Here is a 16,684-nt window from a genome sequence, read left to right on the forward strand (position 1 = left end):
ATTTATTCCATCTACTTCGGAAGTAAGATAATCTTTGATTGGTCGTGGAGAACCACCTCTAACAATTTCAACCAATGTAGAAAACCTCACCCACTCCCAACTTTTTGGTATTTCATAAGGAACTTCCTCATAATAAGAGTTATCATCTCCTTGGGAAACAATAGAAATGTCCAAATCTTTCTTTTTAATCTTGCCTTCTTCAAAGAGTTTTTGTTTTTCTGCTCGTATTTTTTCAAGTAAAACTTCGACTGATTCATCATTTGGGTCTTGTTCAACTAATTTTCCTTGCATAGCATATTGAAGAATAGATTTTTTTAGTTTATCTGGAAATTCTTTATCTAGCTGTTCGAGTCTATTATAACTTTTAGCGTACTCATCTACTCTTTCTAAAGCTGATTCGATTGCTTCTACTATTCGTTGTTGTTCGGATAGTGGAGGCAATAACATAGGAACTTCATATTTTAAAAATTTTATTGAAGCTAAATTTTTTATCGCTGAACCTATAGAATGCTCTTTTAGTGTATTAATCAAACTCGTAAACATCCATTTAAAATACTGTGAATCTATTATATCTGAGTTTAACGTAAGTTTTAATAATGCTTGATTTATAACTCCATTATAATAATTTGAAGGTATTTGAAAGATTTCTCCAATAGTACCTGCACAAGATATTAAAATATCTCCTGCTTTTATTGAAAAATTTTTTAAACGTATATAATCACTCTCTTTTAACCAATAGTCTCCATAATCTATAGTTTTTCTTATAGCATTACCTTGTTCATAAACCTTATATGTATGTTCTCCTTTCGGAACAAACATTGACTTTGTTATAGAACTACCAAAAGGACCTCTTTTTATTGAGCCGTCCTCTAATGCACAAATGTCTGGTAAATAAACTATGGCCCATCCTTTAGGTATATTATGTTTAAACTCTTTTATACTTCCATCAGCAAACTTCCCATAATGTTTCTTATGTGCTTCAAGTATATAAAAAGGCGTAAAAATACGCCTATAGATAATGGGGTTGAAATAGGTTTATTGTTGATGAGATTGTAGATAATTCAATTTTTTACTTCCAATCGAATACTTAAAACCTCCACCTTTTCTGCCTGTAATTGTTCATCATAAAATTCAATATCTTCAGGATTTTCCCCTTGGCAACCTCGGTAGAAATATTCTTCCGCTCGATCAGGATTCAAAAATCGACAAGCACAAACAAAACAGTCTCCATCATCATTTATTGAGATAATATAGTAGATTGAAATAAGATGTAAACAAATCGATTAGGAAAGTTAAATTAGTTTCTAGAAATTTTTAGCAGATGTAGTGTACTATTCTAGTCTCAATTTACTATGGCTTCAAATATATCTTTCGAAAAAATATTTACAGATGTGTAATTTTGAAGCTTGCAAAAGTTAGTAAACTTGTAGATTTCGATTTGAAGTAACTTGTTTTCTTGCCCGATATTGTTTTTGAAATTGAATTTTTCCATAGTGACTCCTTAATTTTCTTCTACACGTCTGATGATAAATCTAATTCGCAAAAGAGTCAAGAGGATTTTTCGAAAAATAAATAGCGACCGAAATCGCTATTTTAAGGGTTATAGGTATTTGATGGCTTAGACTGCTGTGTGACTGTTTGCCCTCAGGCAATCTTTCTTCTATATTAGTATTAGTAAAGGTCTAAATAATTATCAATTTCCCATTGTGAAACGAAGGTTGCATAACTTGCCCATTCGATTCGCTTGGCTTCAAGGAAACTAGTATAGATATGTTCTCCAAGAGCCGCTCTGACAACCTCATCTTCTGTCAAAGCTTTCAAAGCGTTGTGAAGAGTTGATGGAAGGTCTGTAATACCAGCTTCCTTACGCTCTTCTGCTGTCATGATGTAAATATTTTCTTCAATAGGAGCTGGTGCTTCGATTTTATTTTCAATACCATGCAAACCAACTTCCAATAGAACTGCCATAGCGATGTATGGGTTTGCCATCGGATCCACTGAACGCAACTCAAGACGAGTTCCCATACCGCGTGAAGCAGGTACGCGCACAAGTGGCGAACGGTTACGACCAGCCCAAGCAATGTAAACAGGCGCTTCATAACCTGGAACCAAACGTTTGTATGAGTTAACCGTTGGGTTCATGATGGCAGTATAGTTGTAGGCATGTTTGATCAAACCACCGAGGAAATGGTAGGCCGTTTCTGACAACTGCATTCCTTTTGGATCATTTGGATCAAAGAAGGAATTGTTTCCTTCTGCATCAAACAAGGACATATTACAGTGCATACCTGATCCGGCAATACCAAATTTTGGTTTGGCCATAAAGGTTGCGTAAAGCCCATGTTTGCGAGCAATGGTTTTAACAACAAGTTTAAAGATTTGAATCTTATCACAAGCACGGAGAACTTCATCGTACTTGAAGTCAATCTCATGTTGTCCAACCGCAACCTCGTGGTGACTGGCTTCTACTTCAAATCCCATTTTGGTCAAGACATTCACAATCTCACGACGTGTGTTGTCCGCAAGATCAGTAGGTGCCAAATCAAAGTAGCCACCCTTGTCATTCACCTCAAGTGTTGGGTCTCCATTTTCATCCAGTTTAAATAAGAAGAATTCTGGCTCTGGTCCAAGATTGAAGGATTTGAATCCTACTTCTTCCATGTGACGAAGAGCACGTTTCAAATTGCCACGAGGGTCACCTGCAAATGGTTCACCTTCTGTTGTATAGACATCACAGATCAAACCTGCAACACTTCCATTTTCATCTCCCCACGGGAAGACTGTCCATGTATCCAAATCAGGGTACAAGTACATATCCGACTCATTGATACGTACAAAACCTTCAATAGAAGATCCATCAAACATAGCCTTGTTTGACAAGACTTTATCTAACTGTTCATCTGTAGCAGGAATTTCGACGTTTTTCATGGTTCCCAAAATATCTGAGAACATGAGACGGATAAAGGTAACATTTTTTTCCTTGACTTCACGACGAATATCTGCAGCTGTGATTGGCATGAGTTTTCTCCTTAAATGTATGACTACTTGCGGTTGCCTAACCGCGACCAAAAGGTGACCGTACTGAAGCAAAGCGACCCTGTTGGAGGAGTTCATTGTGAAGTGCACGACGTACTTCAGTCTGACTAACCGCTTTCTTGGATTTCGCTTCACGTTCAGCATATTTTTTCTTAATGGCAGCGATATTATAACCTTCAGAGATATAATCTTTGATTTCAAGCAGACGATCCATGTCATTCAAGGAATACATGCGACGGTTCCCTTCGTTTCGATCAGGCTTAATCAACTCTTGATCTTCATAATAACGAATCTGACGCGCCGATAGATCGGTCAACTTCATAACACTGCCGATAGGAAAAACAGCCATATTTCGGCGAAATTCTTTTTCCTTCATTTACAATTTCCTTCTTTCTGTCTATTATAGTCTAAAAAAAGACAAACGTCAATTGATGATGTTATAAAATGTAACATTATTTTTCTTTTTTCTCTAAAAAGAGCCGAATACGATCAATATCGTAATTTACGAGAATTGCGACAAAAACTCCCATGAAAGTTTCTGATACACGCGCAAACACGTACAAAATCGTTTCCCCACTCGGGATCGATAGTGTAATAATTAACATAGCTGCTACACCACCAATAACCCCTGCTTTGTTATTCATGGCTACATTTGTCATAATAGTTAACATGGTGCAGATTGGAACAACAACTAAGGTTACCCAAAAGGCTTCGTGGAAAAAACTATTTATTAGGAAGAAAACCAAGGCATAGAGGCCACCGATACTATTTCCTAGAATACGCGAAGTCCCAAAATGGACACTCTTATCAAAACTCTCCCTCAGGCTAAAAACGGCTGTCAAAGCACCAATTTGAAGACCTTTCCAACCAAAAAAGCCAAAAATCAAGAGAACTAGAAAAACAGCAATACCTGTTTTAAAGGTTCGCATACCAAGTTTGAACTGGGATTTATCGAATTTATATTTTTTAAAATAACTCATAATCTCAACTTTCTATTTCCATTTTATCATAAATCGGTGATTTTTATGAGGAATAGTTGAGAGGAAGCGTTTTTATTTTGAGCAAAAGAAAAGAGGAACTTTCACCCCTCTCTTCTTTGATTTGTTTATAAAATCTTATTTTTCTGTCAAGGCTGCAAGTCCTGGAAGAACTTTACCTTCGAGAAGTTCCATTGATGCTCCACCACCGCGTCACAAATACCTACACTAACACAAAAAGGTGACATAGCCACCTTTTTGTTAACGTTTCAGTTTTCTTCCTTTTCTACAAAATCAGGATTTTGTAGAGACTAACGGGCTGAAATTATTTTTCTGTAAGTGCAGCCAAACCTGGCAATACTTTACCTTCAAGAAGTTCCATTGATGCTCCACCACCAGTAGAGATCCATGAGAACTTGTCTGCACGACCAAGGTTGATTGCTGCGGCAGCTGAGTCACCACCACCGATGATTGATTTAACACCTGGTTGTTTCACGATAGCGTCCATCACACCGATTGTACCAGCTTGGAAGTCTGGGTTTTCAAATACACCCATAGGTCCGTTCCATACAACTGTTTTGGCACCAGTCAAAGCTTCGTCAAATTTAGCGATAGATTTTGGACCGATGTCAAGACCAAGGAAGCCTTCAGAAACTGCTTCACCTTCAGTGTCACGCACTTCAGTGTAACCAGCAAATGCGTTTGCTTCTTTTGAGTCAACTGGCAAGATCAATTTACCGTTTGCTTTTTCAAGAAGAGCTTTCGCAACATCCAATTTGTCTTCTTCTACAAGTGAGTTCCCGATTTCGATACCTTGTGCTTTATAGAATGTATAAGTCATACCACCACCGATAAGGACTTTATCAGCTTTTTCAAGCAAGTTTTCGATAACACCAATCTTGTCTGAAACTTTTGAACCACCAAGGATTGCTACGAATGGACGTTCTGGAGTTTCAACTGCTTCTTGGATGTAGGCAATTTCGTTTTCAAGAAGGAATCCAGCAACTGCTTTTTCAACGTTTGCTGAGATACCAACGTTAGATGCGTGTGCACGGTGAGCTGTACCGAATGCATCGTTTACGAAGATACCATCTCCAAGTGATGCCCAGTATTTACCAAGTTCAGGATCGTTTTTAGATTCTTTCTTGCCGTCAACATCTTCGTAACGAGTGTTTTCAACCAAGAGAACTTGTCCATCTTCAAGAGCGTTGATCGCTGCTTCCAATTCAGCACCACGAGTTACACCTGGGAACACAACATCTTGACCCAATTTAGCTGCCAAGTCAGCTGCTACAGGAGCAAGTGATTTACCAGCTTTATCAGCTTCTTCTTTCACACGTCCAAGGTGAGAGAAAAGAATTGCACGTCCACCTTGTTCGATGATGTACTTAATAGTTGGAAGAGCTGCTGTGATACGGTTGTCGTTAGTGATTACGCCATCTTTCAATGGTACGTTGAAGTCAACACGAACGAGGACTTTTTTACCTTTCAAGTCAACGTCTTTAACAGTAAGTTTTGCCATGTTACAAAAACCCCTTTATTTATTTTATTCGAAACTATTATATCACACTTTGGAAATATAAGGAAAGATTTCACAAGATTTTTCGATATTTAATCTTCATCTTCTTTTTTCTGTTTCAATGTCAATGCTAAACTAGCAAGACCAAGGCTTGCCAATCCTGCTATTAGGGCTTCATTGGCATCAGCAGTTCCTGTATTTGGCAATTGTTTGCCTGCTTCTTCTGATTTAACTGCTGTATTTTGGGCTGGTTTTTCTTGTGTAGGCGCTACTGCTGGTTCTGTTTTTACTTTTGTTCCAATTTCAACAATTTCTGGAATCGCCTCTTGGATGACTTCTGTTGAACGAAGACGACGCTGACCGTTTTCATCAACTTCAAAGACATGTCTCAACAGACCATCTCGTCCCTGTATGATGACTCGTTGTTCCCCAACTAGTATATCAGCATTTTCATGCTCTTGACGGTCAAAGGCAACCTTTTCCTCTTGAACTTCCAATTTAGGAGCCTTTTGTTGATCAGAAGCCGGTTGATTAGTAGTTTTTGGAAGGACTATGTTTTGTTGTTCTGGTTTAGTTGAGATAGTAACAAGGTCATTTGCACCATTAGATTCTACTCGTGGTTTCTCAGCAGATTCATAAACAAAGGCATAATGAGTAAAGTGTGGTGCTGTAAAGATAACATGACTATCCGTTTGTTCAAAAGCCAATTCCACTGCCTCTTTGCCTCCAGGTAAGAAGAATACTCTCTTCACTTTCTTATCTTTTTCAATTGGAATTTTCACAATAGAAGCGTAAGAAAGATCAACGTCTTGACCTTTTTCATCTAGACCTTCTATTTCAAAGACATGAGCATCTTCTCCAGCAAAGTATTTCTTCTCTTCAGCACTTGCTTGAACACGCTCTACTTTCAAGCCCTTGATGACAGTCTTCTCTTTATTTGAGAAGTGCACTTCAACACCTGTTTTACTATCAGAAAAGACTGCTAGCTTGTCTTCTTTCAATAAGGCAACCAGATCTTTCAAACTCTGTTTCGCTGTTGCAAGCTCTTCTGGGCTCAAATCTACTTTTTCAACCAAGGCCTTGTTTTTCTCAAGAAGAGGAGCTAGGGCAGAACCTGAAGGATGGTTTGGTTTGGCAGCCAAGAGTTCTTGAGCCTCACCTGTTAAGCGATCAAGTTCTGTCTTTTCTTCCGTAAATTTCTCTTGACCATTCAGAGCTTTATGAGCTTCTGTCAATTTATTAAGACGGTCATTAACCTGATCTTGGGTACTAGTTTCATGGTCTTTCAACACTTGTTCAGCCGCTTCAATTGCTTTCAAGAAGGCTTCTTTTACTTCTGGTGAAGCAAAGTTATAGACCACCTTGTTCTTAGCCACTTCAACTTCTGCTAATTTTTGTTTAAGGTACTCATCGTTCAATGCTGCTTTTGGAGATACCAAAACATCAAAGTTGACTTTATGACCTTGGTAACGAAGCGTCAAGGTTTGACGACCAGTCTTTTGAGCATCGTAACCAGAAATTTCAACTCCCTCATCAGTAAAGGAATGTTCTTCCATGGTGTCATTGCTATAAGCCACTGCAAAGCGTCCTTCAGACAAGTCTAAGCTATCACCAACTAGGTAATCTTTTTTCGGTTCCTGACTTACTTCAATTCTCAAAATAGTTTTCGGACTTGCTTCATCTTGACTAGTAACAGTCACTGACAAATTCGCATTTACTGGTTGTCCCAAGTATTGGAGAGTAAGATTTTGTTCTCCCTTATGATGCGTGTCAAATCCTGATACTGATACACCTGCGTGAGTTAGGCGAATGAGTTCGTCCTCAGCTCCCCCTTCATACTGAACTCGAAGAACACCACCTCTAAGGTCCAAATCCTCCCCTTCGGCGTAGCTTGTTTTCTTAGGTCCTGTCTCTAGGCTGACTGACTTGATTTTTCTGTCATCTTTTGGAACGGAAACTGCTAGGACATTACTAATTTCCTTGCCTGGAAACTGGGTACGATAGTACAGAAGACCAGATTGATTTGTCAAATCCAATGGTGCACTTGCTAGGTCTCCTCCAACTTCGCTCTTCAAGGTTGCAAGCGGAGTTTGAGAATTTGGATTGTCATAAACGGTAATGGTTGCTCCAGCTGGTACATCCGCAAAACCAACCTGTACCTTGTTATTGCCTAGAGAACGGGCTGCAGCCTTGGCCATCGGAATATTGACACTCTCAGTATCAAGCTTTTCATACATTTTCCAGTTATAGATACGAATAGCCTTCCATGGAGTTCCATTGTCAGAAGTGACAACATTTAAGCGCCAATCTTGAGCTGTGATAGGTTTATCAAGGGTAATATCTGTAACATGAGCTTTATTGCCACGGACTTCCTTAGCCAACTTCCATTGACCATCCGCATCTTTATAATAGAGGTCAAAGTCTTTGGTGTTCATCAAACCATCGTTGACAGATTCTCCACCAGCTCCAGCATGATCCATGACCCATCTCACAACACGGCGTGGTTGTGTCAAACGAATATCAACGCTACCACTTAATTGAGAAGAAGACCATTTGTCAGATAGACTGGTGATGGTCCCATTCAACATACCTTCGATACCTTCTCCACCTTCTGTATCTGGGAAGGTACTTCCGATAACAGTAGCCCCTGGAACGATGTTTTCTGCTAGAGGTCTTGGAAGACTTGTGTCTTGGACAGTCATCCCCCACTCAAAGTTTGTAGTTGCTGCTTCAGAACGAAGGCCATTCTTACCAACTGCAACAACCTTCAACTCCTGACTAGTACCAGTCGCACTAGCTGAGCGGCTAACTTTTGGTAGGTAGATCGTAGTTGCAGATGAACCTGTCAATAGGCGCCAAGCATCGCCATCCTTTTCATAGACTTCATAGAAATCAGCATCTTTATGACCAGTAAATTGTACAACTGCTTCCGCTTCTTGGGCATTTTTAAGGACTTGTTTGGCTACAGCTACTGTGGTTGGTGCCTGAGGAGCATCTTGATTATTGCTGATGGTCAATTGCCCCAGGTTAAATTGATAACCTTTTAAGTCTTTGTCATTTTCAAAATAGAGTTTAATACCGTAAATTGTTTTACCTGCCAAGGCGCTCAAATCAAAATCATCGGTAGTCCAGTTATCTGAAACTGTCAATTCTTTACGGGCAGCTTCATCACCGTAGGTATAATCTTTCTTGGTTGCAAATTCTACATAAACCTTGGTCCCTTTGCCTCCTTTGTGGGCAACATGCAATTTTGTTGTATCTGTCACCTTCAAGCGAGTAGAGTACAAATTCACATCTTGCTTGGTCGCACCTGAAAGATCCCCTGCAAATTTAAGAGAAGTTCCACCATTATAAGCATCTTCAAAATCATAGCTTGCTTTCAACTTATCACCAGTTGATTTTTGCCACCAGCGCCATGTTGGAAGAACACCTGAAACTGAACGGTAATTCCACTCAGAATCCTTAGAAACCTTACCATCTACGAACCATTTTCTACCATGACCGGTATTAAAAGAAGTAGTAAAAGTATTACCTACTGCTGGCGTGCGGTCCGCAACTAGATTAGCAATACCATACCAATCTTTGTCACCTGGTTTTTGGCCAGTAGGATCACCTTGGTAACCTGTAAAGAATATATCTTCGTTCTTATGATAGTCTTCGCCTGTCTTGCCAAGACTTGTAATAGTATCTGGCGCAAAGAGACCAAGTGACAAGCGAAGTTTGCCATTTTCATCTAAAAGGGCATCCCATTTCACTTTAGTCTTATAAGAACCACCCTGTTGCAATTCCAATCCTGCAAAGACATCGTACTGGCTACGCTCTAGCCATTTGGCCATAGCTACAGAGTAATCATTCTTCTCTTTGGTCCAGTTAAAGTTAGCAAAGAAGTTGTCTGCTGGAACCTTATCTCCTTCAGGTTGCATGAATTGGTAGTTGTATTCTCCCAAACCATCTTGGTGGTAACGTCCATAGTTATAAGTCATGGCATCGTACCAAGAATACTTGATTGGATGGTTTACCTTAGCAGCATACTCCTTGGTATAGAGCATAAACTGGCGCATCTTTTCTCCAAGAGGTTCAACCAAATCCCCAGTTGTTTCTTGGTTAATGAAATAGCCATCATAGCCATAATACTTGGCCATATCTACCAATTTACGGGCAATTGGAAAGCTACCATCTGCGTCTTGCTTCAAAGCTTCAGCAAATTTTTCTTGATCAGCAATACTATTTGACCAGTTGAAGAAGAGTGTACCATATACAGGAACCCCGTTACGGTGACCTGCATCAATAACGTCAGGCGTTGGTACAAGACCTTCCCAGAAGACCATTGAATCTAGATATTGCCAATAGTCAAAAGCATAGGCCTTGAACTCTTCTCCACCAACAGAAGCGTGGTCTTTTGCTTTAGAATTGGTGTTAGATAGGGCTTGTACTTTTGCTTCCTTACTAGCTTTTTCATTGACCAAATGACCTGTCCGACGTGAAGCGAGGGCAACAGATCCGCGGTTAATAGCGTCATCTTCACGAGCTCCTGGTTCCCATTTCAACAATTCATCCCAAGAATTAAATTTGATTTCCTTTGGTTTTAATGTTTTTTCCGTATTTTTAGGGACATCTGGCTGGACTTCTTTTTCAGTCTTATTAGCTTCTGCTGCTGGCTTAGACTCATCCCCTTGGCTAGTTGCTTCGGGCTTTGCTTCTATTTCCTTTTCAGACTTAGGTTTTGCTTCTGCAGATGGTGTTTCTGCAGCCACCTCACTTGCTTTTTCCTCTGGTTTAGCTACGCTAGCTACTTCTGCGGTTTCAGTAGTTGCAGCTTCATTGCTTGCTGGCGAAGCAGTTTCAGATGCTGTCGCTACTCCTTCTGCCTTTTCTGGCTTATTTTCTCTAGCATGTTCTCCTTCATGCTGCTTGTCAGCTTCATTAGTTGGATGCTCACTCTCTCCTGAAACAAGCTCTGTATTGGTTCCGCTATTTTCAGGAACTGCAGTTTCTTCTGCCAAGGCTGGACTAGCAAATAAAACAGCCCCAATCATCAGTGAGCAAGCCCCTACTGATAACTTACGAATACTGTAACGACAACGTCTTTCAAAAAATGGATTCTTCATTTTCTCCTCCTAAAAGATTGATTTTGTTACGCAAAAGAAAGCACTTAACTTTCTTTGTAAAATTTTTATCCCAATCACAGGGATCAAGATAATCACATTTTTATCCTAAAGCATTTTTTGACAAAAAACAATAGCTGTTTTCACAAATCTAAAATAAGGTTAAAAACTCTTAAAAATAATACACTTATCAAGTATAATTTTCTTTTACAAACTTGACCTTAACACTTGTTAGATTTACTTTTATCCTTTAAAATAGAATAGGAGATATTCCGCGATTATTTTTCGGAGGAAAAAGAAATGTCCATTAATTGGCAGGAAATTTTATTTCACTTTTTAGGTGGTCTGGGGCTATTCTTATATAGTATCAAGACCATGGGAGACGGTTTACAACAAGCTGCTGGAGATCGCCTTCGTTTTTACATTGACAAATATACTAGTAATCCTTTCTTTTGAGTTCTGGTTGGTATTGGGATGACTGCTCTAATTCAGTCTAGTTCTGGTGTAACAGTTATCACAGTCGGCCTGGTCAGTGCCGGTCTCCTAACCTTACGTCAGGCTATCGGAATTGTCATGGGGGCTAATATCGGGACAACAGTCACATCCTTTCTTATTGGGTTTAAACTAGGTGACTATGCCCTACCTATGCTCTTTATCGATGCTGTCTGTCTCTTTTTTACGAAAAATCGGACAGTCAATAATATCGGACGCATCCTCTTTGGTGTCGGTGGTATCTTTTTTGCCCTCAATCTTATGAGCGGTGCAATGGCTCCACTCAAGGATTTACAGGTCTTTAAGGACTATATGATTGAGCTAAGTAAGAATCCTGTTTTGGGTGTCTTTGTCGGTACCGGCTTGACCTTACTGATTCAAGCTTCCTCGGCTACCATCGGGATTTTACAAAACCTCTACGCCAGCAATCTCATTGACCTGCAAGGAGCTTTGCCAGTTCTATTTGGTGACAATATCGGGACAACCATTACAGCCATCATTGCCTCTTTAGGTGCTAATATTGCAGCTAAACGGGTAGCAGGAGCTCATGTTGCCTTCAACGTTATCGGAACAGTCGTCTGCGTTATTTTTCTAGTTCCTTTTACAGCCCTGATTCATTGGTTTGAAGCTACGCTAAATCTAGCACCAGAAATGACCATCGCCTTTGCTCACGGAACCTTTAATATTACCAATACCATTGTCCAATTTCCATTTATCGGAGCTCTGGCTTACTTTGTAACCAAGATTATTCCTGGAGAGGACGAGGTTGTCAAATATGAACCCTTATATCTTGATGAGCATTTCATCAAACAAGCCCCATCTATCGCTCTCGGAAATGCTAAGAAAGAGCTCTTGCATTTAGGAAACTACGCTGCCAAAGCCTTTGACCTTTCCTATAAGTATATCATTGACTTGGATGAAAAAGTTGCTGAAAAAGGGCATAAAACCGAAGAAGCCATTAACACCATCGATGAGCAATTAACACGTTATCTCATTGCCCTTTCAAGCGAAGCTCTCAGTCAAAAAGAAAGCGAAGTGCTCACCAATATCCTTGATTCCTCCCGTGATTTGGAACGGATTGGAGACCACGCGGAGGCTCTACTCAATCTGACTGACTATCTTCAACGTAAAAATGTTGAATTTTCTGATGCCGCCTTGAAAGAATTAGAGGAAGTTTATCGTCAAACTAGTGACTTTATCAAAGATGCTCTGGATAGTGTGGAAAACAATGATATTGAAAAAGCACGCAGTCTTGTAGAACGTCATGAAGCAATCAATAAGATAGAACGTGTTCTCAGAAAAACCCACATCAAACGCCTCAACAAGGGCGAATGTTCAACACAAGCTGGGGTCAACTTTATAGACATCATCTCACACTACACTCGTGTATCAGACCACGCTATGAACCTTGCTGAAAAGGTTTTTGCAGAACAAATCTAAGAACCAAGAAGCTATCCATCATAATTGGATGGCTTTTTGCTTTTTCCTAAGCAAGACTAGGCTGAATGAAACTGAAAGAGTATTCTGCAGATATATAGTATATTGAAACTAGAATAGTACACCTCTATTTCTAAAACATTGTTAGAAATCGATTTGACTGTCCTGAACGATTTATCCTGTTATTATTTCATTTTATTATAGTGGATTAAATTAAAAAAGTATAGTATATTGAATCTATAACAGTACATCTTGACTGCTAAAATATTTCTATAAATTAATTTGACTTTCCTGATAGAGTTGTTCACATCTTATTTCAATTCACTATACAATCCAGTTCCTAAAACTTTGCTAGAAATTGATTTGGCTTTCCGAATTAATTTGTTCAAATTTTATTTCATTTCAATATACTGAAAAATCCATTCACTAGCACAGGGCAAGAGGGAGTCGCTATTGATTTCAACGGTAGCAGGTACATACAGAGGACTCCTACCTCAGATATACTGCAATATCATCGTATGCAAAAAACCTCTGAGATTTTTCTCAAAGGTTCTGATTTTGCTAATTGCTGTTCTCAACCGCTGCAGTAACAAAGGCAGTGTAGAGTTCTTCTGGTCGGTTTGGACGGCTTGACAGTTCAGGGTGATACTGACAAGCTACAAAGAATTTATTTTCAGGAATTTCCACGATTTCTACCAAACGATTGTCTGGAGAAACTCCTGAAAAGACAAAACCTGCTGCCTCAAACTGCTCACGGAAGGCATTATTAAACTCATAACGGTGACGGTGACGGCGTTGCACCACTTCTTGATTATGATAAGCAGCTGCTGCCTTAGAGCCACGTTTCAACTTAGACGGATAAAGCCCCAAGCGAAGGGTTCCCCCCATATCCTCAACATCAATCTGATCACGCATGATATCAATGATAGGGTATTTTGTTTCTGGTGCAAGCTCTGCAGAATTGGCACCTTCGAGTCCTAAAACGTGACGAGCAAATTCGATACATGTCAACTGCATTCCCAAGCAGACTCCCAACATTGGAACATCATTTTCACGCGCATAGCGGATGGCTTGGATTTTCCCTTCTGTACCACGTTGACCAAAACCACCTGGTACGATGATCCCGTCCGCATCAGACAAGAGTTCTGCTACATTCTCTGCTGTCACATCATTGGCATTGACCCAATTGATTTTAACTTCTACATCATTGACATAGCCAGAGTGTTTCAAGGCTTCGACCACTGAGATATAGGCATCTTGCAACTCCACATACTTACCAACAAGGGAAATCTTAACTTGTTTCTTGAGGTTCATGACCTTGTCCACCATGGCTGACCATTCTGTCATATCCGCTGCTGGTGCGTCTAATTTCAAATGGTCACAGACAATTTGGTCCATACCTTGTGCCTGCAAGTTCAGTGGAATTTGGTAAAGATGTTCGACATCCAACGATTCGATAACGGCTTCTGGTGCCACATCACAGAACTGGGCCAGTTTATTTTTAATTCCTTGACCAGCTGGCTCTTCTGTACGAATCACCAACATATTTGGTTGGATTCCCAATCCACGCAATTCTTTTACAGAGTGCTGAGTTGGTTTGGTCTTCATTTCACCAGCGGCCTTGAGGTAAGGAAGCAAGGTTGTATGGATGTACATAACATTATCCGCACCCACATCCGCCTTCATCTGACGAAGGGCCTCTAGGAATGGCAAGGACTCGATATCTCCAACAGTTCCACCAACCTCTGTGATAATGACATCAGAGTCGGTCGTTAGAGCGGCACGCTTGATTTTTTCTTTTAAAGCATCTGTGATATGAGGAATAACCTGAACAGTTGCCCCAAGGTATTCTCCACGACGTTCCTTACGAAGAACTTCACTGTAAATTTTACCAGTTGTCACGTTGGAATATTTGTTGAGATTGATATCGATGAAACGTTCATAGTGACCCAAGTCCAAATCTGTCTCAGCTCCGTCATCTGTCACAAAAACTTCCCCGTGCTGGTAAGGACTCATAGTTCCTGGATCAATATTGATATAAGGGTCAAATTTTTGAATGGTTACTTTAAGACCACGATTTTTCAAGAGACGGCCCAGACTCGCTGCCACAATCCCTTTCCCAATAGACGATACCACACCACCAGTTACAAAAATATATTTCGTAGACATAGATTCCTCTTTCTAAAGTGCTCAAGGTCTTGCTAACTACGTGGGGACATAGAAAACAAGACCCTACTAATAAGAATAATCTGGGACGACTGCACCAGATTCACAACTAATACTCTTCGAAAATCTCTTCAAACCGCGTCAACGTCGCCTTGCCGTAGATATGTGTTCCTGACTTTGTCAGTCTTATCTACAACCNNTTGAGCAGCCTACGGCTAGTTTCCTAGTTTGCTCTTTGATTTTCATTGAGTATAAAATACAAGAAGATAACTTCTTGTAAAAACAAAAATAGCTCCCTAAGAACTAGGGAGCTCCGACCTCTAAAAGAGGTGCCCGAACAATATGATACCTAAAAATAGGATAATTGTCAATAGCTAACTTTTATTCCTCGATGATTTCAGCATCATCATCTGAAAACTCGTCGTCTTCGTTGAGATCCACATCTTCTCCCAAGTCATCTGGAGCGATTTCGTTGATTTCTGCATCATAAGCTTCCACTTCATTTTTTTCATCATCTGGATTTTCATCATCGTATGAAAGAGCTGGGTCTGCTTCGTATGCATCTTCGTCTTCTGGATCATCTGCATTGTAGTCAATGGCATCTGAATCACCATCCATAAAGGCATTGACACGTTTTTTCTTAGCTTTTGGTGCTACTTCATCGTCGTCATTTTCTTCAAGAGCGATGATTTCTTCGTCGATTTCGTCCACACCATACCATGAACGAAGACCCCATTTGTTGTCCCCAAGTGAGATGAAGCTACCGTCAAAGTTCAACTCTGTGTAGAACAAAGGCAAAGCTTCGCGGATATCGCTGTTTGATGTTCCAAGGTAGTTTTGAATTTCATTTACAAGATCGCTAAAATGCATCTCATGATCGCGACCACGAAGTTCCAAGATAGCACGCGCTACCTCAATCATAGATAGTTCACTTTTTTCTTGCCCAGCAAATACTTCTAATTCCAAAGCGTTTCTCCTCATTTATACTACTATCGCCAGAGCAAACAGACTCTGACCTCATTTTATCATTTACTCTTTATTTTACGATAATTTTGCGGAATAGTCAAAGGTTAAGGGGGAGAAAGTGGCAGGATTAGACTAATTCCAATATAAAACTCCTTCCTTTTTCTGTTGCTCCATTTTCCACAAATCCAAGCGACTTGAAACACCTCCTAGAAGCATGATTGTAGGTGTAGATTTCCTTAACTCTCAATTCTTTCCATCCTTTTACTCAAGCAAATTCAATCAAAGCACTTAGAATCTTTTTTCCAAGTCCTCGATGTTGGTAAGCGGAATTCCCAATCACAATGGGGAGATTATCCTGAGATAGTGTAATATCCCCAATTGGAAACCATTCTCCCTTCTCCTTGACTTCAATCCAAAAAGGCTCACCATGCCGATCCAAATAGAAATACATGGCTTCCAAGGTCGCTTGACTGTAAGGAAGCTTCACCCCATCTACGAGGTAAACCAAGTTCACATCCTGATACCAAGCAAAAGCTTCCTCACAATGATTGACCTTATAATAAGGAACAAGACACAATGCACTACCTTTTCAACAAAAGAGTTGCTGCTTGATTAAAACCATCACACCAGTTATACCATTTTGCTTCATACCCATCTTGAGCTAGGATACGATCTTCTAAATCAAAAACAGAGTAAATAGACTTCCTGCAAAACTAGAATCCTAGTTCATGATTGATAATACCAACAATCAAATTCATTCGTAATCCGAAGCGTTTACGATGATTTCGATAGGTTGTTGAAAATATTTTAAACGTTTTCATAGTGAAATGAAATAAGAACAGGACAAATCAATCAAGACAGTCAAATCGATTTCTAACAATGTTTTAGAAGTAGAGGTGTACTATTCTAGTTTCAATCTACTATACTCTGTCAAAAATATTCTCAACCTTGATTCTCTCCTTAGATAGCGCATGGTTACAGGCTTT

11 protein-coding genes and 4 pseudogenes are annotated in these 16,684 nt (G+C 39.8%); 2 read left to right on the forward strand and 13 right to left on the reverse strand.

Annotated features, from left to right (window positions below):
- The 3 genes from HT708_RS06625 to HT708_RS11840 form a co-directional block, all read right to left on the reverse strand.
- On the reverse strand, positions 1-819 hold an 819-nt coding region (locus HT708_RS06625), incomplete at its 3' end, for a restriction endonuclease subunit S (RefSeq protein ID WP_240156204.1).
- Between the two features lie 242 nt (positions 820-1,061).
- A complete protein-coding gene (locus tag HT708_RS06630) occupies positions 1,062-1,199 on the reverse strand; it encodes a hypothetical protein (RefSeq protein WP_001067594.1) in 138 nt (45 codons plus the stop codon).
- A 143-nt stretch (positions 1,200-1,342) separates the two neighbouring features.
- Positions 1,343-1,492 (reverse strand): hypothetical protein, encoded by a 150-nt coding sequence (locus HT708_RS11840; RefSeq protein ID WP_000410533.1) that lies wholly within the window; start codon positions 1,490-1,492, stop codon positions 1,343-1,345.
- Between HT708_RS11840 and HT708_RS06640 the strand changes: the two genes are divergently transcribed.
- Positions 1,457-1,576 (forward strand): hypothetical protein, encoded by a 120-nt coding sequence (locus HT708_RS06640; protein ID WP_001808898.1) that lies wholly within the window; start codon positions 1,457-1,459, stop codon positions 1,574-1,576. The two genes, HT708_RS11840 and HT708_RS06640, sit on opposite strands and share 36 nt — an antisense overlap.
- A 95-nt stretch (positions 1,577-1,671) precedes the next feature.
- Here the strand turns inward: HT708_RS06640 and glnA are convergent, their stop codons facing one another.
- The 5 genes from glnA to HT708_RS06665 all read right to left on the reverse strand — a co-directional run bounded on the left by glnA (position 1,672) and on the right by HT708_RS06665 (position 10,640).
- Positions 1,672-3,018, reverse strand: coding sequence for a type I glutamate--ammonia ligase (gene glnA, locus HT708_RS06645; RefSeq protein WP_055349657.1), 1,347 nt, complete (start codon positions 3,016-3,018; stop codon positions 1,672-1,674).
- Between the two features lie 37 nt (positions 3,019-3,055).
- Complete coding sequence (gene glnR, locus HT708_RS06650; RefSeq protein ID WP_000659548.1) at positions 3,056-3,412, reverse strand: transcriptional repressor GlnR; 357 nt, start codon at positions 3,410-3,412, stop codon at positions 3,056-3,058.
- Between the two features lie 76 nt (positions 3,413-3,488).
- Positions 3,489-4,016, reverse strand: coding sequence for an aromatic acid exporter family protein (locus HT708_RS06655; protein WP_000119914.1), 528 nt, complete (start codon positions 4,014-4,016; stop codon positions 3,489-3,491).
- Between the two features lie 322 nt (positions 4,017-4,338).
- On the reverse strand, positions 4,339-5,535 hold the full coding sequence (locus HT708_RS06660) for a phosphoglycerate kinase (protein WP_001096743.1): 1,197 nt from the start codon (positions 5,533-5,535) through the stop codon (positions 4,339-4,341).
- A gap of 89 nt (positions 5,536-5,624) precedes the next feature.
- Positions 5,625-10,640 (reverse strand): bacterial Ig-like domain-containing protein, encoded by a 5,016-nt coding sequence (locus HT708_RS06665; RefSeq protein ID WP_172926163.1) that lies wholly within the window; start codon positions 10,638-10,640, stop codon positions 5,625-5,627.
- Between the two features lie 297 nt (positions 10,641-10,937).
- Between HT708_RS06665 and HT708_RS06670 the strand changes: the two are divergent.
- A pseudogene (locus HT708_RS06670) lies at positions 10,938-12,569 on the forward strand (Na/Pi cotransporter family protein).
- A gap of 558 nt (positions 12,570-13,127) precedes the next feature.
- On the opposite strand, the gene HT708_RS06675 reads toward HT708_RS06670, so the two are convergent.
- From HT708_RS06675 to HT708_RS06695, 5 genes and pseudogenes are all read right to left on the reverse strand, one after another.
- On the reverse strand, positions 13,128-14,735 hold the full coding sequence (locus HT708_RS06675; RefSeq protein ID WP_000105243.1) for a CTP synthase: 1,608 nt from the start codon (positions 14,733-14,735) through the stop codon (positions 13,128-13,130).
- Positions 14,736-15,113: 378 nt separating this feature from the next.
- Positions 15,114-15,698, reverse strand: a complete 585-nt coding sequence (gene rpoE, locus HT708_RS06680) for a DNA-directed RNA polymerase subunit delta (RefSeq protein ID WP_000418403.1) — start codon at positions 15,696-15,698, stop codon at positions 15,114-15,116.
- A gap of 127 nt (positions 15,699-15,825) precedes the next feature.
- Positions 15,826-16,275, reverse strand: a pseudogene (locus tag HT708_RS06685) (GNAT family N-acetyltransferase).
- 4 nt (positions 16,276-16,279) lie between these two features.
- A pseudogene (locus HT708_RS06690) lies at positions 16,280-16,402 on the reverse strand (chromosome partitioning protein ParB); the annotation flags it as partial.
- 9 nt (positions 16,403-16,411) lie between these two features.
- Positions 16,412-16,519 (reverse strand): annotated as a pseudogene (locus HT708_RS06695) (IS5/IS1182 family transposase); the annotation flags it as partial.
- Positions 16,520-16,684: the final 165 nt, after the last annotated feature.

Source organism: Streptococcus sp. 3613 (assembly GCF_013277375.1).
In the GTDB taxonomy this organism is placed as follows: domain Bacteria; phylum Bacillota; class Bacilli; order Lactobacillales; family Streptococcaceae; genus Streptococcus; species Streptococcus pseudopneumoniae.